22 protein-coding genes are annotated in these 22,664 nt (G+C 68.4%); 11 read left to right on the top strand and 11 right to left on the bottom strand.

Going from position 1 to position 22,664, the window contains the following annotated elements; all coding sequences use genetic code 11:
* Positions 1–41: 41 nt before the first annotated feature.
* Positions 42–1,340 (bottom strand): CaiB/BaiF CoA transferase family protein, encoded by a 1,299-nt coding sequence (locus ACZ45O_RS02555; protein ID WP_464855396.1) that lies wholly within the window; start codon positions 1,338–1,340, stop codon positions 42–44.
* Entirely contained in the window at positions 1,321–2,484 is a 1,164-nt protein-coding gene (locus tag ACZ45O_RS02550) for an acyl-CoA dehydrogenase family protein (protein WP_464855395.1), read from the bottom strand. The genes ACZ45O_RS02555 and ACZ45O_RS02550 overlap by 20 nt, the downstream gene beginning before the upstream one ends.
* Positions 2,485–2,856: 372 nt before the next feature.
* Between ACZ45O_RS02550 and ACZ45O_RS02545 the strand changes: the two genes are divergently transcribed.
* The 6 genes from ACZ45O_RS02545 to ACZ45O_RS02520 all read left to right on the top strand — a co-directional run bounded on the left by ACZ45O_RS02545 (position 2,857) and on the right by ACZ45O_RS02520 (position 6,996).
* Positions 2,857–3,885, top strand: coding sequence for an SIS domain-containing protein (locus tag ACZ45O_RS02545; protein ID WP_464855394.1), 1,029 nt, complete (start codon positions 2,857–2,859; stop codon positions 3,883–3,885).
* Between the two features lie 10 nt (positions 3,886–3,895).
* Positions 3,896–4,339, top strand: coding sequence for a PTS galactosamine/N-acetylgalactosamine transporter subunit IIA (agaF, locus tag ACZ45O_RS02540; protein ID WP_464855393.1), 444 nt, complete (start codon positions 3,896–3,898; stop codon positions 4,337–4,339).
* A gap of 2 nt (positions 4,340–4,341) precedes the next feature.
* On the top strand, positions 4,342–4,656 hold the full coding sequence (locus ACZ45O_RS02535; protein ID WP_464855392.1) for a preprotein translocase subunit YajC: 315 nt from the start codon (positions 4,342–4,344) through the stop codon (positions 4,654–4,656).
* On the top strand, positions 4,628–5,104 hold the full coding sequence (agaV, locus tag ACZ45O_RS02530) for a PTS N-acetylgalactosamine transporter subunit IIB (protein ID WP_464855391.1): 477 nt from the start codon (positions 4,628–4,630) through the stop codon (positions 5,102–5,104). The genes ACZ45O_RS02535 and agaV overlap by 29 nt, the downstream gene beginning before the upstream one ends.
* A gap of 61 nt (positions 5,105–5,165) precedes the next feature.
* Positions 5,166–5,969: a PTS mannose/fructose/sorbose/N-acetylgalactosamine transporter subunit IIC gene (locus ACZ45O_RS02525; protein WP_464855390.1), complete on the top strand. Its 804-nt coding sequence runs from the start codon at positions 5,166–5,168 to the stop codon at positions 5,967–5,969.
* Positions 5,959–6,996, top strand: coding sequence for a PTS system mannose/fructose/sorbose family transporter subunit IID (locus ACZ45O_RS02520; RefSeq protein ID WP_464855389.1), 1,038 nt, complete (start codon positions 5,959–5,961; stop codon positions 6,994–6,996). The genes ACZ45O_RS02525 and ACZ45O_RS02520 overlap by 11 nt, the downstream gene beginning before the upstream one ends.
* A gap of 36 nt (positions 6,997–7,032) precedes the next feature.
* Here ACZ45O_RS02520 and ACZ45O_RS02515 read toward each other — a convergent pair whose 3' ends face one another.
* From ACZ45O_RS02515 to ACZ45O_RS02480, 8 genes are all read right to left on the bottom strand, one after another.
* Positions 7,033–8,055, bottom strand: a complete 1,023-nt coding sequence (locus tag ACZ45O_RS02515; RefSeq protein ID WP_464855388.1) for a 1-phosphofructokinase family hexose kinase — start codon at positions 8,053–8,055, stop codon at positions 7,033–7,035.
* Positions 8,056–8,063: 8 nt separating this feature from the next.
* Positions 8,064–8,918 carry a class II fructose-1,6-bisphosphate aldolase gene (fba, locus tag ACZ45O_RS02510; protein WP_464855387.1) on the bottom strand — a complete coding sequence of 285 codons (855 nt, stop codon included), beginning with the start codon at positions 8,916–8,918 and terminating at the stop codon, positions 8,064–8,066.
* Positions 8,919–9,007: 89 nt separating this feature from the next.
* Positions 9,008–9,961 (bottom strand): orotidine-5'-phosphate decarboxylase, encoded by a 954-nt coding sequence (gene pyrF / locus ACZ45O_RS02505; RefSeq protein WP_464855386.1) that lies wholly within the window; start codon positions 9,959–9,961, stop codon positions 9,008–9,010.
* 4 nt (positions 9,962–9,965) lie between these two features.
* Entirely contained in the window at positions 9,966–10,880 is a 915-nt protein-coding gene (locus ACZ45O_RS02500; protein WP_464855385.1) for an RluA family pseudouridine synthase, read from the bottom strand.
* Positions 10,877–11,335, bottom strand: coding sequence for a signal peptidase II (lspA, locus tag ACZ45O_RS02495; protein WP_464855384.1), 459 nt, complete (start codon positions 11,333–11,335; stop codon positions 10,877–10,879). The genes ACZ45O_RS02500 and lspA overlap by 4 nt, the downstream gene beginning before the upstream one ends.
* A gap of 143 nt (positions 11,336–11,478) precedes the next feature.
* Positions 11,479–12,288 carry a yteA family sporulation protein gene (locus tag ACZ45O_RS02490; protein ID WP_464855383.1) on the bottom strand — a complete coding sequence of 270 codons (810 nt, stop codon included), beginning with the start codon at positions 12,286–12,288 and terminating at the stop codon, positions 11,479–11,481.
* 48 nt (positions 12,289–12,336) lie between these two features.
* Complete coding sequence (locus ACZ45O_RS02485; protein WP_464855382.1) at positions 12,337–12,678, bottom strand: DUF5665 domain-containing protein; 342 nt, start codon at positions 12,676–12,678, stop codon at positions 12,337–12,339.
* 60 nt (positions 12,679–12,738) lie between these two features.
* Complete coding sequence (locus ACZ45O_RS02480) at positions 12,739–14,502, bottom strand: peptide-binding protein (protein WP_464855381.1); 1,764 nt, start codon at positions 14,500–14,502, stop codon at positions 12,739–12,741.
* A 220-nt stretch (positions 14,503–14,722) separates the two neighbouring features.
* On the opposite strand from ACZ45O_RS02480, the gene ACZ45O_RS02475 reads away from it, so the two are divergent.
* Positions 14,723–16,096 (top strand): dipeptidase, encoded by a 1,374-nt coding sequence (locus ACZ45O_RS02475; protein WP_464855380.1) that lies wholly within the window; start codon positions 14,723–14,725, stop codon positions 16,094–16,096.
* 118 nt (positions 16,097–16,214) lie between these two features.
* Here ACZ45O_RS02475 and ACZ45O_RS02470 read toward each other — a convergent pair whose 3' ends face one another.
* Positions 16,215–17,825: an amidohydrolase gene (locus tag ACZ45O_RS02470; protein ID WP_464855379.1), complete on the bottom strand. Its 1,611-nt coding sequence runs from the start codon at positions 17,823–17,825 to the stop codon at positions 16,215–16,217.
* A gap of 194 nt (positions 17,826–18,019) precedes the next feature.
* On the opposite strand from ACZ45O_RS02470, the gene ACZ45O_RS02465 reads away from it, so the two are divergent.
* From ACZ45O_RS02465 to ACZ45O_RS02450, 4 genes are all read left to right on the top strand, one after another.
* Positions 18,020–19,120: a BMP family lipoprotein gene (locus ACZ45O_RS02465; RefSeq protein WP_464855378.1), complete on the top strand. Its 1,101-nt coding sequence runs from the start codon at positions 18,020–18,022 to the stop codon at positions 19,118–19,120.
* Between the two features lie 78 nt (positions 19,121–19,198).
* Positions 19,199–20,701: an ABC transporter ATP-binding protein gene (locus tag ACZ45O_RS02460; protein ID WP_464855377.1), complete on the top strand. Its 1,503-nt coding sequence runs from the start codon at positions 19,199–19,201 to the stop codon at positions 20,699–20,701.
* Positions 20,694–21,767: an ABC transporter permease gene (locus ACZ45O_RS02455; RefSeq protein WP_464855376.1), complete on the top strand. Its 1,074-nt coding sequence runs from the start codon at positions 20,694–20,696 to the stop codon at positions 21,765–21,767. The genes ACZ45O_RS02460 and ACZ45O_RS02455 overlap by 8 nt, the downstream gene beginning before the upstream one ends.
* A complete protein-coding gene (locus ACZ45O_RS02450) occupies positions 21,764–22,657 on the top strand; it encodes an ABC transporter permease (protein ID WP_464855375.1) in 894 nt (297 codons plus the stop codon). Before ACZ45O_RS02455 ends, ACZ45O_RS02450 begins: the two co-directional genes overlap by 4 nt.
* Positions 22,658–22,664: the final 7 nt, after the last annotated feature.

The following is a 22,664-nucleotide window of genomic DNA, read 5'->3' as shown; positions in this document are numbered from 1 at the left end:
ATGAGGAAGCGCGGCCCCCGAGCCAAAGGGGGCCGCGCTTTTCACATCAGAAACTCCCGGATCTCCGCCTCGCTGTATCCGACCTCGGCGAGCACCTCCGCCGTGTGCTCCCCCCAACGGGGCGGTGGCCGGCGCACCGTGGCCGGGGTGTCGCCGAACTTGAACGGAATCCCGATCAGCGAGATCATCCCCGCCGCCGGATGGCGGCACTCCACCTTCATCGCCCGGGCCAGCACCTGCGGGTCGGCGAAGACCTCGGGCACGGTGCGCACGAGCCCGCCGGGCACGCCGGCCGCCCGCATGGCCGACAGCCACTCGGCCGCCGGGCGGGTGCGCAGCCGCTGTGCGATGAGCCCCACCAGCTCCCGCCGGTTGCGGAGCCGGGCGGGATTGGTGGCGAAGCGCTCGTCCGACGCCCACTCGGGCGCGCCCAGCAGAGCGCAGAACCGCGCGAACTGCCCATCGTTGCCCACGCCGACCACGATAGGCCGGTCGGCGGCGTGGAACAGCTCGTACGGAACGATGGAGGCGTGGGCGTTGCCCCAGCGCCTGGGGGGCCGGCCGCTCACCAGGTAGGCCTGACCCACGTTGGCCAGCCAGGCCACCTGCGTCTCCAGCAGCGAGAGATCCACCCGCTGACCCCGGCCGGTCGCCTGCCGGCCGATCAGGGCGGCGCAGATGGCGAAGGCGGCCATCATCCCGGTGGTCAGGTCGGTGACGGCCACCCCCACCTTCATCGGGTCGCCCCGCGGCTCGCCGGTGATGGACATGATGCCGCCCATAGCCTGTGCCACGAAGTCGTAGCCGGGCAGGTCGGCGTCCGGCCCCGTGCGGCCGTAGCCCGAGATGCTGGCGTAGACCAGCCGCGGGTTAAGCGGGCGCAGCACGTCCTCGTAGCCCAGCCCCCACCGCTCCATGGTGCCGGGCTTGAAGTTCTCGATGATCACATCCGCTCGCGCCGCCAGCCGGCAGAGCGCCTCCTGCCCGCGCGGGGTGGCCAGGTCGAGCACAATCCCCCGCTTGTTCCGGTTGCAGGAGACGTAGTAGGCGCTGTCTCCCGGCCGGCCGGGCTGCGGCTCGCAGCCTGCCAGGAAGGGCGGCCCCCAGGCACGGGTGTCGTCGCCGGCGGGCGACTCCACTTTGATGACGTCGGCCCCCGCGTCGCCCAGCATCTGGGCGCAGTAGGGACCTGCCAGCACCCGGGAAAGGTCGAGGACCCGGATCCCCGCCAGGGGACCTGCGGCCCGGGCATCGGGCGGGTGCGCAACCCGGGCCGGGGCCGGGGGTGGGCCCGACGCCGCTCCCGCACCGCCGACCGGGTTACCAGGTAAGAATCCCATCCGCCAGGGCCCTCCCGATGATGCCCTTCTGGATCTGGCTGGTGCCCTCGACGATCGTAAGCTGCCGGGCGTCCCGGACGAAGCGGGCCATCGGGTACTCCTCCATGTAGCCCACCGCGCCCATCATCTGCAGGCAGTCGTTGCTCGCCTTCACCGCCAGCTCCGTGGCCTTCAGCTTCGCCATGGAGAGGAAGTGGGCCACATCCCTTCCTACGCGCCCCTGGTCGACCAGGGAGGCGGCGCGGTAGGTGAGCAGCCGGCAGGCTTCGATCTCGGCCGCCAGGTCGGCCGCCATCCACTGCAGCCCCTGGTGCTCAATGATCGGCCTGCCAAAGGTCTGCCGGCTCTTCGCGAACTCCACCCAGTACATGAGTGCGCCGGCGGCCAGCCCGATGCCCCGGGCCGCCACCACCGGGCGCACGGCGTTCAGGTTGTGCATGATGAGCTTGAAGCCCTCGTTTTCCTTCCCTACCAGGGAACCGGCCGGAACCTCCACATCCTCAAAGATGACCTGGTGCACCGGCAGCCCCCGCACGCCCATCTTGTGCTCCTTCTTGCCCACCGTGACGCCGGGGGTGTCCCGGTCGACGACGAAGACCGAAAAGCCTCTTGATCCGGGGACGTCGTTCCGGGTCTTGGCCGCCACGATGAAGAAGTCGGCGGCCCCGGCGCCGCTGATCCAGCTCTTCGTGCCGTTGATGACATACCGGTCGCCCTTCCGCACGGCCCGGGTCCGGATGGACTGCGTATCCGAGCCCGCGTCCGGCTCCGACAGGCAGAACGCCCCGCGGCGCCTGCCGGTCGCCGTGCCCTCCAGGTATTCCTTCTTCTGCGCCTCAGTGCCCGCCAGCGAGATCGCCATGGTGCTCAGGCGGGTGAGCAGGAGCATCAGGCCCGCCGAGCAGCAGTGCTTGGCCACCTCCTCCACGGCCAGCACCAGGCCGAGACACCCCAGGCCTGCGCCGCCGTACTCCTCCGGGATCGCCGCGCCCAGGAGCCCGGTCTCCCTGAACGCCCGGAAGTAGTCCTCCGGGTACTCGCCGTCCGCATCCACCTGCGCGGCCCGGGGAGCGATCACATCCCGGCTGACCTGACGCACCAGGCGGACCAGTTCCTGCTGTTCCGGACTCAACTCGAACTCCACAGGGCCCTCCCTCCTCGTTCCAGCCCCGGCGCGGGGCCGGGCAAGCTCTGTCCCTTTGAGACGTATGAAACTCCCGAAAAGTTTATCCGGACGGAATGCGCCGGTCGGCCACTTGGCGGCCGGCGTCCGTGCAGGCAGCCGCCGTGCGGGTATGCGGATAAACCCATAGACGCATTCTAGTTCAGGAAAAGGAAGGGGGAGATTCACATTCTCGCCGCATCGGCAGAGGAGCTGCGGGCGCTGGGGGCGGAGCTGACCGCACGGGAGATCGCCCAGCAGCCCGATCTGTGGGCGGAAACCTTTGCCGCCTACCGGGAGCAGGAAGCTCGCATCGAAAACTTCCTACGCGCGATCACCCAGCGGCACGGGCGGGTGCGCGTGCTGTTTGCCGGAGCGGGCAGCTCGGCCTACGTAGGCGACACCGCGGTGCCCTTCGTGAAGCTGACGGGCGACGAGGACGCCTTCGACTTCCAGGCGACCCCCACGACGAGCATCGTGTCCAACCCCGCCAGCTACCTGAAGCGGAGTCACCCGACCATCCTGGTGAGCTTCGCGCGCAGCGGCAACAGCCCCGAGAGCACCGCGACGGTGAGCCTCGCCCAGCAGCTGGTCCAGGACCTGTACCAGATCACCATCACCTGCGCGCCGGAAGGGAAGCTGGCCAGGCAGGCCGCCGGCGACGACCGCAACCTGCTCTGGCTCATGCCGGAGCGCGCCAACGACCAGGCATTTGCCATGACCGGCAGCTTCACGTGCATGACGCTGGCCACCCTCTTGATCTTCGACCGGCGCCCGTTGGAAGAGAAGGCGCGGCTGGTCGACCAGATCTGCGCCATGGGGCGGGATGTCATCGCCCGTGAGCAGGAGGTGCAGGCCCTCGCCGGCCTGGACTTTCAGCGGATCATCTACCTGGGCTCGGGGCCGCTGGCCGGCATCGCCCGGGAGGCGCAGCTGAAGATCCTGGAACTGACTGCCGGAAGAATCGCCACGGCCTTTGACTCGGCCCTGGGCTTCCGGCACGGGCCCAAGTCCTTCGTGGATGAAACCTCCGCCGCGTTCGTCCTGGTCTCCAGCGATCCCTACACTCGCAAGTACGACCTGGACATGCTGCACGAGCTGCAGGCAGACGGCATCGCGCGGATGGTCTGCGGGGTGATGGTCGGCGGCACCGGAGAACAGGACGGCGGTGCGCCGGCGGGGGCGAAGATGTTCCGGTTCCCGGGGGAGTACGCCGGCGTCCCCGACGGGTACCTGGCCCTGCCGTTCACCGTATTCGGCCAGATCATGGCCCTGCACGCGGCGGTGAAACTCGGGAACAGGCCCGACACACCGAGCCCCACGGGCACGGTGAACCGCGTGGTGAAGGGCGTCACCATCCATGAGTTCCCCGGGCGGGTGTGAGGGTGAGCGTATGATCGGATGTATCGTCACCGGCCACGGTGAGTTTGCGAACGGCCTGGCGCAGGCGGTCGCCATGATCGCCGGCGATCAGGAGCACTTCGAGGTGGTGCCGTTCCGGGAGACGGAGTCCCTGGACGCCTTCTCGGAGCGGCTGAAGTCGGCCCTGCAGGGGCTGCTGGGGAGCACCGACGGGGTGCTCGTGTTCACGGACCTGCTGGGCGGGACCCCCTTCCGGTCGGCGATGCTGGCGGCGGCCGGGCACGAGAACGTCGCCGTGCTGACCGGAACCAACCTGCCCATGCTGATCGAAGTCGGCCTCATGCGGGCCGCCGAGTCGGACGTGCACGCCCTGGCCCGGCAGGCGGTGGAGGCCGGAACGGGCGGCATTCAGGTCGCCCGGCTCGAGCAGAAGGGGCAGGCGGACCTGCCGGAAGACGAGGGTGAGGGGATCTGACCATGTGGGAGTCCATTCTGGCCGCATCCATCGTCATGCTGACCTTCGTGGTGGCCACCCTGGCCATCTGGTACGTCGTCGGGATCCGCGGGCTGAAGCGGCGCCGGGAGCACTTCGTCCGGCTGCATGCAGAGCTGGCGCCGGGGCAGACCGTGACCTTCGGCAACGGCATCTACGGAACCACGGTAGCGGTGTACGAGGACACGGCGGACATCCAGGTGAAGTCCGGCGCGGTGCTCACGGTCTCCCGCTACGCGATCTCTGCCATCGTCAGGAAGGAGAAGCAGCATGCCCAACATCGTGTTGACGCGCATTGACAACCGCCTCATCCACGGCCAGGTGGCGACCCAGTGGTGCTCCTCGGTGGACGCCAACCTGATCCTGGTCGCCAACGACCAGGTGGCGGGCGACAAGATGCGGCAGGGCCTCATGGACATGGCGGCCCCCGCGGGCGTCGCGACCCGGTACTTCACCATTCAGAAGACCATCGACGTCATCCACAAGGCCTCACCGCGGCAGAAGATCTTCATCATCTGCGAGACGCCGCAGGACGTGGTCCGGCTCGTGGAGGGCGGCGTGCCCATCAAGAAGGTCAACATCGGGAACATGCACATGGCTGAGGGGAAGCGGCAGGTGGCCACCTCGGTGGCCGTGGACGATGACGACGTCGCCGCCTTCCGGCGGCTGCAGGAGCTGGGCGTCGAGCTGGAGATCCAGCGGGTGCCCTCGATCCCGCCGGAGGATCTGTCCAAGCTGTTCAGGTAGGGGTTGGAACCACCAGCGGTTGCGATCAAGTAGGGTTTGTGAAAGGGAGGCGCGCAGCACGATGAACCTCGAAATCACCGTCCTCCAGATCATCCTGGTCTTCATCGTCACGTTCATCGCCGCGATCGACCAGTTCAGCTTCCTGGAGTCTTTGTACCAGCCCATCGTGATGGGCCCCGTCATCGGGGCCATCCTCGGCGATGTGACCACCGGGCTGGTGGTGGGCGGCACCTATCAGCTCATGACCATCGGGAACATGCCCGTCGGCGGGGCCCAGCCCCCCAACCCGGTGATCGGCGGCATCATGGCCGCCATTCTGGCCATCACGCTGGGGCTCACGCCCACCGTGGCCGTGGCCACGGCCATCCCGTTCTCCCTGCTGGGGCAGTACGCCGTGACCCTGCTTTTCACGGCCATGTCCCCGGTGATGTCCTACGCCGACCGGGCCGCCGAGGAGGCCAACCCCGGCAAGATCGTGGCGGTCAACTATTTCGCCATGGCGGTGCTGGGACTGCTCTTCGGCGTCATCGTCACCCTCTTCTTCGTGGGCGGCGCCACCTTCGGCAACCGGGTGGTCAGCGCCATCCCCACCTGGCTGATGAGCGGCCTCAGCGCAGCCGGCGGCATGATGCGCTTCGTCGGTTTTGCCATCCTGCTCAAGGTGATGGTCTCCCGGGAGATGTGGGGGTTCTACTTCATGGGCTTTGCCCTGGCCAACGTCCTGGCCGGAATCCCCGAGCTGGCCAGCTCGGCCCTGCTCCTGCTGGCGCTGATCGGCTTCGCCTTCGCCTTCTGGGACTTCCAGCAGCAGACCGCGCTGCAGGCCGCGGCGGTCTCCATGGGAGGTGACGACGATGGCATTTAGCATCCCCGCACAGTACAAGGACCTGACCCCTGCTCCCAAGCTCGACAGGGCCACACTGAACCGCATGGCCTGGCGCTCGGTCTTCCTGCAGGCATCCTTCAACTACGAGCGCATGCAGGCCGCCGGCTGGCTCTACGCGATCCTGCCCGGCCTCCTGAAGATCCACAAGAACAAGGACGACCTGGCGGCCTCCATGGCCCACAACCTGGAGTTCTTCAACACGCACCCCTTCCTGGTCACCTTCGTGATGGGCATCGTGCTCTCGCTGGAGCAGAACAAGGCGGACATCGCCACGATCCGCGCCGTGCGGGTGTCTGCCATGGGCCCCCTGGGCGGCATCGGCGACGCCCTGTTCTGGTTCACGCTGGTGCCCATCACGGCCGGGATCACCTCGAACATGGCCCTCACCGGCAACATCGCCGCGCCGTTCCTGTTCCTGCTGATCTTCAACGTCGCCCAGTTCGCCATCCGGTACTGGCTGATGCACTGGTCGTACCGGCTGGGCACCGACGCGATCGGCATCCTGACGGCCAACGCCCGCCAGTTCACCCGGGCCGCGTCCATCCTCGGGGTGTTCGTCGTCGGCGCCCTGACCAGCCTCTACGGCGGCACCACGGTGAACGTCCAGATCCCCAACGGCACCACCTTCGAGGCCACGCCGATCACCACGGTCGTCAGCGCCGATGAGCTGGACCGGTACGAGCCCCTCCTCTACGAACTGGATGAGAACGGCGACGTGGTGCGCAACGCCGAGGGCGAGCCGCAGCTCGCGGACGGGGCCAGCATCCGGCCCCTGGAGAGCGGCGACTTCCTGATCACGTACAACGAGTACGATGAGGTCCCCGTCACGATCGACATCCAGGAGATCCTGAACGGCATCATCCCGAAGCTGATTCCCCTGACGCTGACGCTCCTGCTCTACTTCCTCTTCGTGAAGCGGAACTGGACGCCGCTGCAGGCGATCGGTTTCCTGCTGCTGCTGGGCCTGGTCGGGTCCGGGTTCGGCCTGTGGCCCTCCATATGGTAAGCGCCGGGGATCTCTCCCCGGCGTCTCGCTTTCTCTTTACACCCGCTCCACCCGCACTCCCCGCGCCAGCCGCTGCACCTCTGCCGGATCCACATCCGCCACGCCGCTGGTCATGGCATTGGCCGTGCCGCACGCCACGGCCAGGCGCACCAGCTCCTCCGGCGGAAGGCCGCGCATGAGCCCGTACGCCAGCCCGGCCACGGCCGAGTCGCCCGAGCCCACGGGGTTGACCGCCCGCACCTTGGGCGGCACCGCCCGCCAGGCGCCGCCGAGGCCGCCAACCCCGCCGGCACCGCCAACCCCACCACCACCGCCTGGGCCACCAGGGCCGCCTGTGCCGCCGGAATCGTCGGGCCCCACCAGCAGGGCGCCGTCCGCCCCCAGCGAGACCATCACCCACTCCGGCCCCGCCTCCCGCATCCGGCGGGCGGCGGCCAGCACCTCCGCCAGCGTCGTGAGCGGGCTGCCCGCCCACTCGGCCAGTTCGGCCTGATTGGGCTTCACCAGGAAGGGGCGGGAATTCAGGGCCGCGCGCAGGGGCGCCCCGCTGCTGTCCAGCAGAACCCGCACCTGCGCGGGGCGGGCGCGTTCTATGAGTTCACCATAGATGCCCGGCTCCACGCCGGGCGGCACCGAACCGGACATCACCACCAGATCTGCCCCGGCCAGCAGCCGGTCGAAGTGGGCCTGAAACCGCTCCACGTCCGCGGACGTGAGCTCGGGCCCGGGCTCCCGCAGCTCGGTCACCGTGCCGGTCGTGGGGTCGGAGATGGCGAAGCAGGTCCGGCTTTCGCCCGCCACCTCCACATAGTCCGGGGTGACGCCTCTCCGCCGCAGGTCACCGGCGATGAACTGGCCGGCGGCGCCACCGGCAAAGCCGGTCGCGACGACCGGCACGCCCAGGCGGCTGAGCACGCGCGCGACGTTGTTCGTCTTCCCGCCGGCGACGCGCTCAACAGTGGCGGCGACGTTGATCTTGCCCGCTGCGAAGCCGGGCACGGTGTAGGCCACGTCGACGGCGGCATTCAGGGCAACGGTGAGTACGTACCGATCCGTCAAGGGCTGCATCACACCTTTCCATTGGAACCGACCATGCGGATCTTGGCCCGCACCACTTCCTGCACCGCCTTCAAAACGGGGGTCAGAATGGGCCGGGGATCGAACTCGTCGGGCTGATCGGCCAGCGACTGGCGGAGAGCCTGCGCCCAGGCCCACTTGGCCTCGGTGGAGACGTTCACCTTGCGGATGCCCAGCTGAATCGCCCGCTGCACCTCGGCGTCGGGCACCCCCGAGCCGCCGTGCAGCACCAGCGGCACGTTCGCAGCCTCCCGGATCGCGGTGATGCGGTCGTGCGCCAGCTTAGGCTCCCCCTTGTAGAAGCCGTGGGCCGTGCCGACGGCGACAGCCAGGGCATCCACCTGCGTCTCGGCGACGAACCGGGCGGCCTCGGCCGGATCGGTGTAGGCGGCCTCGGCCTCGGACACGATGATCTCCTCCTCCTGCCCCGGCACCCGCCCGAGTTCCGCCTCCACAGACACGCCGCACGCGTGGGCCAGCTCCACCACCTTCCGGGTGGCGGCGATGTTCTCCTCCAGCGGCAGGCGCGAGGCGTCGATCATCACCGAGGAGAACCCGGCCTGAATCGCCCGCACCGCCACCTCGTACGAGCTGCCGTGGTCCTGGTGGAGCACGACGGGCACCGGCGTCACCCGCGCCAGGTGGCCGGCGAAGGCGCGCACGTTGTCGTAGCCGCAGAACTTCAGGGTGCCCTCGGTGAACTGCAGGATCACCGGCGACCGCTCCTCCACGGCCACCTGGAGCACGGCGGGCATGACCTCCAGCGAGTGCACGTTGATGGCAGGAACGGCGTAACCCCCGGCCTCGGCTTCAGCCAGAGCCTCTTTCAAGGTCACAAGCGCCAACGCGATCATCCTCCTTTTCGCCGCGGCCCAATCAAACGACGCATTCTAGCATGAGCCCGAACCATGTCGCCGATGCACAGAAAAAGGCCCTACCAGGCCAGCTTTCCCGCTGACTGAAGGGCTGTGTTGATATCGCGGTTCATCGCCGCGGCCGCGCCGGCGATCGCCGCAGCCGCCTCAGCCGGAGAGGGGTCGGTCCCCGCGTAGGCATAGATCACGGAACGAGAGGCGTTCACCACCGCTCCCAGTCCGTCGAGGTTGAAGGCCCCGACCACGTCCGCCGCCGTGCCGCCCTGCGCGCCGTAGCCCGGCACCAGGAAGATCGCGCGGGGCATCTCGGACCGGTAGCGCGTGAGGTCTTCGGGGTACGTCGCGCCCACTACGGCGCCGACGGCGGAGTACCCCGACTTCCCCACCGCCTCCTCACCCAGGGAGTGCACCAGCTTGGCGACCTGCTGGGCCAGGCTCTCGCCGGAGAAGAGCGGCTGATCCTGCAGCTCGCCCGACGACGGGTTCGAGGTCTTCACCAGGACGAACACCCCGGTGCCCCGGGCTCTCGCCCGCTTGACGAAGGGCACCAGCCCGTCGCTGCCCAGGTACGGGTTCACGGTGAGCGAGTCGGCCCACTGATCCGGCTCCTCCCAGGTCTCCAGCGGGTTCGGGTGGCCGAAGAAGGCGGAGGCGTACCCCTCTGCGGTGGAGCCGATGTCGCCCCGCTTGGCGTCGGCGATGGTGAGCAGCCCCTTGCTGCGGGCGTAGCGAACCGTCTCCCAGAAGGCGGCGACGCCCCACTGCCCGTACATCTCGAAGAAGGCCGACTGGGGCTTCACCAGGGCCACCTGGTCGGCGACGGCGTCGATGACCAGCCGGCTGAAGGCCAGCAGGGCCGCGGCCGCGCCCTTGGCCGTCTTCCCATGCTGCGCGGCCGCCTCCCGCTTGATGAACTCCGGAAGCCGGGGCAGCACGGGGTCAATCCCCACCACCGCATGCGAGTGGCGCAGCCTGACGGCTGCGCAGAGCCGGTCGGCGAAGTTCTGAACCACGGCGTCACGCCTCCTCCCGCAGTCGCTGGATCACCGCCATCATATCCGCCGGGGGGTCCACGGTGAACTCCATCCACTCGCCGGTGGCCGGATGCCGGAAGCTCAGCTGCCTGGCGTGCAGGGCCTGCGGCGGCATGCCCAGGTGCGGCTTGCGGGGGCCATAGAGCGGATCGGAGACCACCGGGTGGCCGATGAACGACAGGTGCACGCGGATCTGGTGCGTTCGCCCCGTCTCCAGCCGGCACTCCAGCAGGGCATACCCGCGGTAGCGCTCCAGCACGCGGAAATAGGTGACGGCATCGCGCCCGGTCTTGGGATTGACCGCCATGCGCTTGCGATCGCGCGGGTGGCGGCCGATGGGCGCCTCGATCCGCCCCGTGTCCGCCATGCTGTTGCCGTGAACCAGGGCCCAGTAGACCCGCTGGGCGATGTGCTCCCGGAGCTGCTCCTGCAGGCTGGCCATCGCCCGCTCGCTCTTGGCCACCACCAGCAGGCCGGTGGTGTCCTTGTCCAGCCGGTGAACGATGCCGGGGCGCAGTTCGCCCCCGATGCCCTCCAGGTCGTCCACTTTGTCGAGCAGGGCGTGCACAAGGGTGCCGGTCCAGTGGCCGGCAGCCGGGTGGACCACCAGGCCGCGCTGCTTGTTGACCACCAGCAGGTCCTCGTCCTCATAGACGATATCGAGCGGGATGTCCTCCGGAACCAGCTCCACCGGCTCGGGCTCCGGAACCCGCACGACGATAACATCACCCGGATTTACCGCCTGTCTGGCCTTGGGCACATCACCGTTGAGGGTGACGTGCCCCTTCTCGATGAGCGCCTGAATGCGAGACCGGGAGAGCCCCAACTCCGCCCGCCCGGCCAGGAAGGCATCGACGCGGGCGTGGCTCTCCTCGGCAGTGATCCGATATTCCCTCACGCCTCACTCTTCCTCTCTGCCATGAAGAGGTGCAGGAACAGCAGCCCGACACCCACGGTGACGCAGATGTCCGCCACATTAAAGTTCGGGAAATAGTAATCGCGCCAGTAGAAGAGCAGGAAGTCGATCACCTTGCCGGTGACGATGCGGTCGATCATGTTGCCCACGGCGCCGCCCATCACCAGCCCCAGGGCGACTCTGGCCAGCGGGTTGCGCGATTCGGGCTGCCTGAGGTAGATGAGGATGCCCACCACCGCCGCGGCCGCCACGGCGACGAAGAACCAGCGCCCGTTCTTCAGCATACCGAACGCCGCGCCGGTGTTGTACACGTACTGCAGCGAGAAGAAGCCGGGAATGACCTCGATTTCGCTGAATAGGGCCATGCGGGTCGCCACCAGCCACTTGGTCAGCTGGTCGAGCGCCACGGCGACGATGGCCAGTACGATGCTTAACAAGTTCGACAGCCCCCCATTTCACCTGTCCCAGTCTACCACAGGCTGGATGGAGGTGCCAAGGAGTGCTGTGGCGCACTCCGGCCGACCGCAACAGACAACAAGGCCAGGGCGGGACGCCCCAGAGGGCGCGGCCCTGGCCGGCGTTATTCACCCGGGCGGCCCATGCGGCGGCGGGGGAACTTGCCCCGGCGGAACTGCCGCTCGGGCATGACGGTCTCGAAAAGCGGCCCGGGCTCCCAGCGGTACTCGCCGCCCATGTCGTCCGGGCCGTAGAGCGTCCCCTCCAGGCCTTCGGCGTACTGCACGGTGCCGCCGTCCCAGTCGCGGTCGTCCCGCAGCAGCGGCTCGCCGTCCTCATCCAGCAGCGCTTCCACCGGCTCGACGATGCTGTAGACATCCTCATCCGAGTTGTACATGTCCTCATAGGAGACGGCGCCGGGGACATCCTGCGGCGTCTCGGAGGTGCCGTACTGGGCCACCTCCTGCCAGGCGTCCTCGCCGTCGTACCCGGGGTCGCCCGTGCGGCCGCGGAACGTCCGGCCAAAAGGCGGGCTCGTCACCTGCTCCTCGATGGGCCGCACGAACCGGTCCGGCCGGGCTTCCCGGCGCTGCTGGCAGGCGATGCAGGTGGTCGCGCTGGGAAAGGCCTCCAGCCGCGCCGGGTCGATGGGCTGACCGCACTCCTCGCAAACCCCGTAGGTGCCGGCAGCCATGCGCTCCAGCGCGGCATCGATCTCCTGAATGCGGCGCAGCGCGTTGCTGCGCAGCCCCAGGTCCTTGGAGCGCTCGAACGTCTCCGTGCCCAGGTCGGCCGGGTGGTTGTCGACCGTGCTGTCCTCCTGGAGCTGGTCGCCCTGCGACGTGCCCAGCCCGGTCTCCTCGATCATCGCCACCTGGCGCTCGTAAGCCTCACGCTCCTGCAGGAGCATCTGCCTCAACGCGTCAATCTGCATGCAGTCACTGCCCCCTCTCGGGGATAGTCTGCCCGCATTATGTCGATCTTAGGGGCGCAACTGCTGCTCGACGAGCCGAACGATGGTGGCGATCAGGTCGCCAATAAACGGGAGGTTGGCCACCATGAGGCCGCGCAGAATATAGAGGAGAATCGCGGAGAGCACCGTGAAACCGATGCCGATCCCCAGCCCTCGGGCCATGCCGCCCACGAAGTTGATCCAGAGCAGCCGCCAGGGCCGCTGCAGCAGCATGGTGTAGTCCAGCACGTTCGACCGCTCCAGGGCGAGGGCGAGCCGCTCGACCATGCTCGCCAGTGAGCCGGCAGCCGTCGAGCCCGTTTGCGTCAAACCGGTAGATGTCACCCGCTTCACCCGGAACCGCCGCGCCATGCGCCGTCCTCCCGGCCTCAGTAGATCCTGCCCTCCTATTCTGCGCTGTCGCCGGCGGAATTAACGGCCGCCCTCCCGGGGCTCCACCGTCCACTCCTCCCAGTTCCAGAAGAGTCCCCGGGGCGAGCCGTGGCGCACGCCCTGCACCCGGCGGTTGACGCCCACCACGGTCTCCTGGGCGAAGAGCCAGGTGTAGACCTGCCGCTCGGCCAGCACCGCCTGGAGCTGGCCGTAGATCTCCTTGCGGCAGACCCGGTCGGTGGTGGCCCGCCCCGCGTCGATCAGCCGGTCGATCTCGGAATCCGCACAGCCGGTGATCGCGTGAAACCCACCCTGGGAGTGGAAGATCGAATGCGGATCCGGGTCGAAACCGAGGCTCCATCCCAGCAGGTACGCCTCCTTCGCGTCGCTGCTGATGTGGGCCAGGAAGTCATCCCAGCCCATCCGCTCGATCTCCACCCGGATGCCCAGGGGCTCCAGCGCGCGCTGGATGAACAGCGCGGCCTGCCGCCTCAGCAGGCTCTCCTCGTTCACGGCCAGGTGCATGACGAAGGGCTGGCCGTCCTTGTAGCGCAGCCCGTCGGGACCGGGCAGCCACCCGGCCTCCTCCAGCAGCCGTGCCGCCTCGGCCGGGTCGTACGCCAGGGCGGGCACATCCGGGTTGTAGTCCCACCGGGCCGGCGAGGCGTGGCTGTGGGTCACCTGCCCGTGGCCACCCAGGAGTTCGGCGACCATCGCCTCCCGGTCCAGGGCGTGGGTGATGGCCCGCCGCACCCGGAGGTCGCCGTAGGTCGGGTGGCTCAGGTTGTATCCCAGGAAGGTGTAGGCGAAGGTGGCGTACTGGTACAGGTTGACGTCCGGCACCTCAGACCGGAAGCGGTCGGCCATCTCGGGCGGCACGTTCGCGACGTCGGTCTCGCCCCGCTCCAGCGCGGTGACGGCCGCCTCCTGGTCGGGCACGATCTCGATGATGAGCCGGTCGATCTTCGCCGGCTCGCCGGTGAGCGACCAGCGCCAGTCCGGATTCCGCTCCAGCACGATCTCCTTGTTCTTGGTCCAGCTCACCAGGCGCATGGCCCCGGTGCCCACCGGCGCCGTCGCGTAGGGCGAGCCGAGCAGATCCGCCATGTGCGGCTCCAGGAGGTGCCGGGGCATGATGCCGTAGCCGGTCAGCCGGGTGAACAGGGGCGCAAAGGGGTAGGCCGCCTCCACCCGGAAGGTGTAGTCATCTGGGACCTGCAGACCGCCGGTCCGCACGAAGTGCTCGTAGGCCTCCAGCTTCCGCTGCCGGCTCTCGGCCGCCGTCAGGACGCCGGCCGCCAGGGCCGAGTCGGCCGCGGCGTAGGCCTCGGCCAGCTCCTCCCAGCCCCGGATGGCGGTGAAGTCGCCAAAGCGCACCCCCTGGTAGTCGGGGTGGGCGATGGTCAGGAAGGTGAAGCGCACGTCGTGCGCCGTCAGCGGCTCGCCGTCATGGAAGGTGACGCCCTTGCGGATTTTGAAGGTGTAGATCCGGTCATCCTCCACTTCCCACGACTCGGCCAGGGCCGGATGCGGATTCAGCCGGTCGTCGTACACCGCCAGCCCGTCGTAGATAAAGTCGGTCACGAAGCTGGAGGCGGTGTCCACCGTGAGCGTGGGCAGCAGGACGGTCGCATCGCCCGGCGTCGTATAGGTGAGGGTCGAAAGCGCCTGAGGCTCCTCACCCGACACGGCCGGCTGCGGCGGGGACCCGCAGCCCGCCAGGACGAGCGCCGCAGTCAACACGGCTGCGGCGCGAGACCCAAGTGCCGCCCACCACCTGCGGACGCTCCGCTTCTCTCGCATGACAAGTCCCCCCTCTGTGCTGCAGGCGCGGCCGGCGCTTCTCAATGCTGCCGGCGCGGGCGGCCCTTTGTGCGCGTTTCCGCCTATTGGACGCTTCGATACTGCTAGGTGTTCAGTATTTTGGCACATGAGTCGCAGGGAAGCGCCGGAAAGAGGAATGACAGGTACTGACCGTGGAAGAATCAGTGGACCACGATGAGCAGACAGGAGCGTGATGCATGTGCACCGGGGCGAAACCTACCTGAACGAGCACCGAGACGAGCACCTGCAGCAGCTGATGGAACTGCTGCGGATCCCCTCGATCTCCGCCCTCTCCGAGCACAGGGCGGACATGCGGCGGGCGGCGGAGTGGCTGGCCGCCGAGCTGCGCCGGATCGGCCTCAGCCGGGCAGAGGTGATGGAGACCGGCGGGCATCCCCTCGTCTACGCCGAGCGGCTGGACAACCCGGGCGGCCCCACGGCCCTGATCTACGGGCATTACGATGTGCAGCCGGTCGATCCCCTGGACCTCTGGACCACCCCGCCGTTCGAACCCGAAATCCGGGACGGGAAGCTCTACGCGAGGGGCGCCAGCGACGACAAGGGCCAGGTCTTCATGCACCTGAAGGTGATCGAGGCGCTGCTGACGGTGGAGGGCCGGCTGCCCGTCAACATCAAGCTGCTGATTGAGGGCGAGGAGGAGATCGGCTCCGAGAACCTGGAGCGGTTCATCGCCGCGCACAAGGACCTCCTGAAGGCGGACGTGGTCGTCATCTCCGACACCGCGCTCTACGCCCGGGGCGTCCCCTCCCTCACCTACGCCCTGCGGGGCCTGGCGGCCCTGGAGGTGCACGTGACCGGCGCCAGGGGCGACCTGCACTCGGGCGCCTTCGGCGGCGCGGCGCCCAACGCGGCGCAGGCCCTGGTCCAGCTTCTGGCCACCCTGCACCGGCCGGATGGCGGCGTCGCCGTGGAAGGCTTCTATGACCAGGTGCGGCCGCTCACCCAGGAGGAGCGGGACGGCTTCGCCGCCCTGGGCTTCGACGAGGAGAGACTGAAGGCCGAACTGGGCGTGGACGCCCTGCCCGGCGAGCCCGGCTACACCGCCCTGGAGCGGCTCTGGGCCCGGCCGACCCTGGAGATCAACGGGATCTTCGGCGGCTTCCAGGGCGAGGGCACCAAGACGGTCATCCCGGCCCGGGCCGGCGCCAAGATCACCTGCCGCCTGGTGCCCGACCAGGAGCCGGAGCAGGTGCTGGACGTCATCGAGGCGCACCTCACGGCCCACTGCCCGCCCGGCGTGAAGGTGGAGATCCGGCGCATGGGCGGCGCACCGGCCGCCATCACGCCCATCGACCACCCGGCCATCCAGGCCGCGATGAAGGCCCTTACGGAGGCCTACGGCGCCGAGGCCCGCTTCATCCGCACCGGCGGATCCATCCCGATCGTGGGCACCTTCGGGGCCGTGCTGGGCGCGCCGTGCGTCCTGATGGGCTTCGGCCTGGAGGAGGAGAACTTCCACGCCCCGGACGAGCACTTCCACCTCGAGAACTTCGACCTGGGCATGCGGGCGCTCTACCGCTTCTGGCACTACCTGGCGGAGACCATGGGGTAGAGGCCGGCCCCGCCCCGACATGTCAAGGCCCAGGACAGGGGCGCTTCGGCTGCCCTGTCCTGGGCTCAAGCAGTCGCGGGCCCGCACTCACCCTGGGCCCTGGCACGATGCTCCACACCTACGCCTCGTATCCGATGACCCCGCCCACCATGGTCAGCGCCGACCGGATGTCCTTCAGCTCCGCCGGGTCGCAGGTGAAAGGATCGCGGTCCAGCACGGCCAGGTCGGCGGCCATGCCGGGAACGAGCCGGCCGCGGAAGGCCTCCTCGAATGCGGCGTAGGCCGGGCCGGCGGTGTACAGGCGCATGGCCTCGGCCACCGTGAGCCGCTGCGCGGGCTGCCAGCCGCCGGGCGGGAAGCCGGTCAGGTCCTGGCGGTGGACGGCCAGGTGGACGCCATACCAGGGGTTCAGCGGCTCGATGGGGCAGTCGGACCCGCCGCAGAGGGCGATGCCGTGCTGCTGCATCGACCGCCAGGAGTAGGAGGTGGCAGCCCGCTCGGGGCCGACCCGGTCGACGAACCAGTGGCCGTCGCTGCGCAGGAAGACCGGCTGGATATCGCCCACCACGCCCAGGGCGGCCATCCGGGCCATGAGCGGCTCCGAGAGGATCTGGCAGTGGATCATGCGGTGGCGGGCGTCCGGCCGGGGATGGCGCCGCTGGCTCTCCGCCACGGCGTCCAGGAAGAGGGCCGCCGCCCCGTCGCCGATCGCGTGGCAGCCCACCTGGTTGCCGAGGCGATGGGCCTCCGCCACCTGTTCGATGAGATCGTCCCGCTCGTGGATGTAGATGCCCCCGGTGGAGGGGTCGTCGGCGTAGGGCTCCAGCAGGGCCGCCGTGCGGCCGCCCAGGGAGCCGTCCGCGAAGATCTTCACGTGGCCCCAGCGGTACCACTGGTCGCCGCGCCCGGTGCGGATGCCCCGTTCCGCCGCCTCGGCCACGTCCGCGGCCGGAATCGCCTGGATGATGCGGATGGGGATCGCCTCCGGCCCGATCAGCTCCCGGAAGAGCGCCTCGGTGGGCCCCAGGCCGCCGGCGTACTGGCAGTCGTCGGTCTGAAGCTGCGTGAGGCCGTGCTGCAGGGCCTCGCGCAGGGCCCGGGCGAGCAGCTCCCGCCGGCGGGCCGGCGTGGGCGGGGGGATGAGCCGCGTGACCAGGTCCATCGCCTTCTCCCGCAGGATGCCGATCGGCTCTCCGGTAACCGGGTCGCGGTCGATCCGGCCCCCGGGCGGATCGGCGGTGTCGCGGCCGATGCCCGCCGCGCGCAGGGCGGCGCTGTTGACTACCGCAATATGGTTGCAATTGCGCTGAACGAAAACGGGGTGGTGCGGAGATACTTCATCCAGATCATGTTTCGTCGGCAGCCGCCGCTCCGCCAGCTGATCCTGGTCCCACCCGCGGCCGGTGATCCACTCCCCCGGCGCCCGCCGCCCGGCGGCGTCCGCCACCGCGGCGCGGATCTCGGCCAGGGACCGTACCCCGGCGAGCTGGAGCTGATCGAGCGACAGGGCGTAGCCCAGGATGTGGAGGTGGGCGTCGGTGAGGCCCGGAACCACGGCCCGGCCGTCCAGGTCGATCACGCGCGTGTCCGGCCGCTGAAAGGCGCGTACCGCCGCCTCGTCGCCCACCGCCGCCACCCTTCCATCGGCCACCGCGAGGCAGGTTTCCGGCGGCCTGCCCAGATCGCCTGTGTAGACTCTCCCGCCGATGAAGATTGTGGACGCGCACATAGGAAAATCGCTCCCTGCTGGCGAAATTGGTTACTGAAGAGAGATACGGGAAATTTCGCCGGCTTCCTGTCGCCGGTGCCTGCTTCCTCCAGGACTTGGCCCTTTTTGGGAGCTAGCAATGCAACATTCCACATGGTATGATTTGGACCGGGCCTGGAGTTTTCGGATCGACACCAATCCTAGGAGGTATCGACATGGCTCAAAAGTGGTTCGCCAAGGTTGCCGTTGTGGCCCTCACCCTGTCTCTTCTGGCAGGATGCGGCGGTTCGCAGCAGCCGCAGGATCAGACGCCCAGCACGCAGCCCCCGGCCAGCCAGCAGCCGCAGGAGCAGCCGCAGCAGTCGGAGAAGCCCGCCAACGAGATCGACTTCATCGTCGGCATGGCCACGGACGTCGGCGGCCTGAACGACGACTCCTTCAACGCCGCCGCCCACCGGGGCATCCTGCGCGCGCAGCAGGAGCTCGGCACGGACCACGTCATCATCGAGTCGCAGCGTCCGGAAGACTACATCACCAACCTGCAGACCCTCATCGACAGCGGCGCTGACATCGTATGGGGCGTCGGCTTCATGATGCAGGCCTCCATCGATGAGATGGCGCAGGCCAATCCCGACAAGAAGTTCGGCATCGTCGACGAGGTGGTCAACCAGCCCAACGCCGCCTCCGTGCTGTTCAAGGAGCAGGAGGGCTCCTTCCTGGTCGGCTACATCGCCGGCAAGTCCACGAAGACGGGCAAGGTCGGCTTCGTGGGCGGCGTCGAGAGCCCCGTCATCGGCCGGTTTGAGGCCGGCTACCGGGCCGGCGTGAAGGCCGCCAACCCCGACGTTCAGGTTGACGTCGTCTACGCGGCCGCCTTTGACGATCCCGAGAAGGGCAAGAACATCGCCCTGACCATGTTCGACACCGGCTCCGACATCATCTTCCACGCCGCCGGCGGCACCGGCCAGGGCGTGATCGAAGCGGCCAAGGACCGGAACCTCTACGCCATCGGTGTCGACTCCGACCAGAACTACCTGGCCCCGGAGAACGTCATCACCTCGATGATCAAGCGGGTCGACGTGGCCGTGTTTGAGGTCATCAAGCAGACCGTCGAGGGCAACTTCCCCGGCGGCGAGACCCTGCGGCTGGGCCTGGCCGAGGACGGCGTGGGCTACGCGGACAGCACCCTGTGGGACAAGCTGCCCGAAGGGCTGCAGGAAGAGGTTGACAAGTGGGCTCAGGCGATCAAGGACGGCAAGGTCGTCGTTCCCGAGACGCCTGAGGAGGCCGATACCTGGACTGCCCCGACCCTGTAAAATCCTGACACACAGGACTACCCAGGAGAGAAAGGGGGAACAAGGGTGGGACTCCGGTCCCACCCTTTGCCTATCACGATGCTGTTAAAACTTGAAGGCATAACCAAGCGCTTCGGGTCGCTGGTGGCCAACGACCACATCGACCTGGAGATCCGGCAGGGGGAGATCCACGCCCTGCTCGGCGAGAACGGGGCCGGCAAGTCGACGCTGATGAACATCCTGTACGGCCTCTACACCCCCGACGAGGGGCGCATCTTCTGGAAGGGCAAAGAGGTGAAGATCCGCAACCCCAGGCACGCCATCGACCTGGGGATCGGCATGGTGCACCAGCACTTCATGCTGATTCCGGTCTTCACCGTCGCCGAGAACATCACCCTGGGCAAGGAAGTGACCCGAAACCGCTTCCTGGACATGAACGAAGCCCGGAAGCGCGTTGAGGAGCTGTCGCAGCGGTTCGGCCTGGAGGTGAACCCCGACGACCGCATCGAGTCCATCTCGGTGGGCCAGCAGCAGCGCGTGGAGATCCTGAAGGCGCTCTACCGCGGCGCGGAGCTCCTGATCCTCGACGAGCCGACGGCGGTGCTCACGCCTCAGGAGGTCGAGGAGCTGGGTAAGATCATGAAGCGGCTGGTCGCCCAGGGGCACACCATCATCATCATCACGCACAAGCTCAAAGAGGTGCTGCACCTCGCGGACCGGGTGACCGTGATCCGGCGGGGCAAGAAGATCGCCACGCTGGATGCCGCCGGCCAGACCGAGGCCGAGCTCGCCCGCCTGATGGTGGGCCGCGACGTCATCCTGACGGTGGACAAGGAACCGGCCAAGCCCGGGAAGGTGGTGCTGGAGGTGAAGAACCTTCACGCCAAGAACGACCGGGGCGTGGAGGCGGTGCGCGACGTCTCCTTCACCGTGCGGGCCGGGGAGATCGTCGGTATCGCGGGCGTCGACGGCAACGGCCAGTCTGAGCTGATCGCCTGCCTCACCGGTCTGCGCAAGCCCACGTCGGGCACCGTCACGGTCAACGGCCAGGACGTCACCGGCCAGAGCCCGCGCCGCATCCGGGACGCGGGTGTGGGCCACATCCCCGAGGACCGGCAGAAGCGGGGACTGGTGCTGAATTTCACTGTGGCGGAAAATGCGGCCCTTGGCGACCACAGGGCGTTTGCCCGCAGGGGATGGCTGAGCTACCAGCGCATGGTGGACAAGGCGAAGGAGATCATCAGCGGCTTCGACGTGCGCCCTCCCCGCCATGACTATCTGGCCCGGTCGCTTTCCGGGGGCAACCAGCAGAAGGTCATCGTGGGGCGCGAGATCCTGCGCAACCCCGACCTCATGATCGCCGTCCAGCCCACCCGCGGGCTCGACGTGGGGGCGATCGAGTTCATCCACCGCAATCTGGTGTCCGAGCGCGACGCGGGGCGGGCCATCCTGCTGGTCTCGCTGGAACTGGACGAGATCATGAATCTGGCAGACCGCATCCTGGTCATGTACAAGGGGCAGATCGTGGCCGAAGTGCCGGGCCACGAGGCCACCGAAGAGGGCCTCGGTCTGCTGATGATGGGGGGGAGCGCGAGTGCCTGATCAGTCCAAGTGGAAAGCCGGGCTGCGGGCCATCGGCATCCCCGTCCTGGCCACGATCGTCGGCCTGCTCGTCGGCATCCTCTGCATCCTCATCGCCGGCAAGGACCCGGTGCTGGCCGCCAAGGCCTTCTACCGGGCGGTCGCCGGTGAGCCCCGCATGTTCGGCAACGTCCTGGTCTCCACCATTCCGCTGATCTTCACGGGTCTGGCGGTGGCGTTCGCCTACCGGGCCGGCCTGTTCAACATCGGCGTGGAGGGCCAGTACCTCATGGCCCAGATCGCCACCGTCGTCGTGGGCGTGTGGTGGACGCCGCCCCAGGGCTTCGAGTGGCTGCACCCGATCTTCGCGCTGGGGGCCGGGGCGGTCGCCGGCGCGATCTGGGGCGGCATCGTCGGCCTGCTGAAGGCCTGGAAGGGCGTGCACGAAGTCATCAACTCCATCATGATGAACTGGATCGCCCTGTTCCTGGCCGACTGGCTCCTGAAGGCCTACCTGCGGCCGGACAACAGCCGGGCCGCCTCCTACGACCTGCAGCAGACCGCCTGGCTGTCCCAGGGGCTCATCGAGGGCTCCCGGCTGCACACCGGCATCTGGATCGCGCTGGGCACCGCCGTGGTGGTCTGGATTATCCTCTTCAAGACCCCGCTGGGTTACGAGATTCGCGCCGTCGGCCACTCCCCGGGTGCGGCGGAGTACGGCGGTATCTCGGTGGCCCGGGCGCTCATCATCACCATGGCCATCTCCGGGGCCATCGCCGGCATGGCCGGGTCGGTGCAGACCATGGGGCTGAACCATCGGTTCAACGAGACCACGGCGCTGCTCGGCTACGGGTTCGACGGCATCGCCGTCGCCCTGGTGGGCCGGCTCCACCCGGTGGGCGTGGTGCTGGCAGCGCTTCTGTTCGGCGCGCTGCAGGCCAGCAGCGGCCTGATGCAGGCGATGGCCGGCGTGCCGAAGGCGGTCGTCTCCATCGTGCAGGCGGCCGTGATCTTCTTCGTCGCTGCTGAGGGGCTCTGGAGCTTCCTGCAGCGGCGCAGGGCCAAGAAGGAGGTGACGCCGGCATGACGGTCGCCTTTGGTACCATCCTCCTCACCTTCATCATGGCCACACTGCGTGCCACCACGCCGCTGCTGCTGGCCGCGCTGGGCGGCGTCTTCTCCGAGCGTGCCGGCGTCGTCAACATCGCCCTGGAGGGCATCATGCTGGCCGGCGCCTGGGGTGCGGCCTACTTCTCCTTCATCAGCGGCAGCGCCTGGATCGGCCTGCTGGGGGCAGTCTTCATCGGGGTCATCATGGCCGGGCTGCATGCCGTCGCCTCCATCAAGTACTACGCCGACCAGGTGGTCAGCGGCACGGCGATCAACCTGCTGGCCGTGGGCTTCACCGAGTTCATGCTGAACCGCATCTGGGGCCAGGCCGGCAGCTCGCCCGAGGTGGCCTCGCTGCCCAACATCGGCCCCCTCAACTTCATGATCTATCTCGCCTTCATCCTGGCGATCGTCTCGTGGGTCGCCCTGTACCGGACCCCCTGGGGCCTGCGGCTGCGGTCGGTGGGGGAACACCCGCTGGCGGCCGACACCCTGGGCATCGACGTGTTCAAGATGCGCTACGCCGGCGTGCTGCTCTCCGGCGTGCTGGGCGGCCTGGCGGGGGCCTCGCTCTCGATCGGCCTCCTCTCCCGGTTCGTCGACGGCATGTCCGCCGGCAAGGGCTTTATCGCACTGGCGGCCATGATCTTCGGCAAGTGGAACCCGCTGGGCGCGGTGGGAGCCACGCTGCTCTTCGGTGCGTCGCAGTCGCTGAGCGTCATCTTCCAGCTCATGGGCATCCAGGGCATTCCGACGCAGTTCTTCAACATGCTGCCCTACGTGCTGACCATGCTGATCCTGGCCGGCTTCGTGGGCAAGTCGGTTGCCCCCGCTGCCGATGGTATACCCTATAGGAAGACTAACTGATCGACGC

Source organism: Symbiobacterium turbinis (genome assembly GCF_055383075.1).
This window is presented reverse-complemented; position numbering and strand designations above follow the sequence as displayed.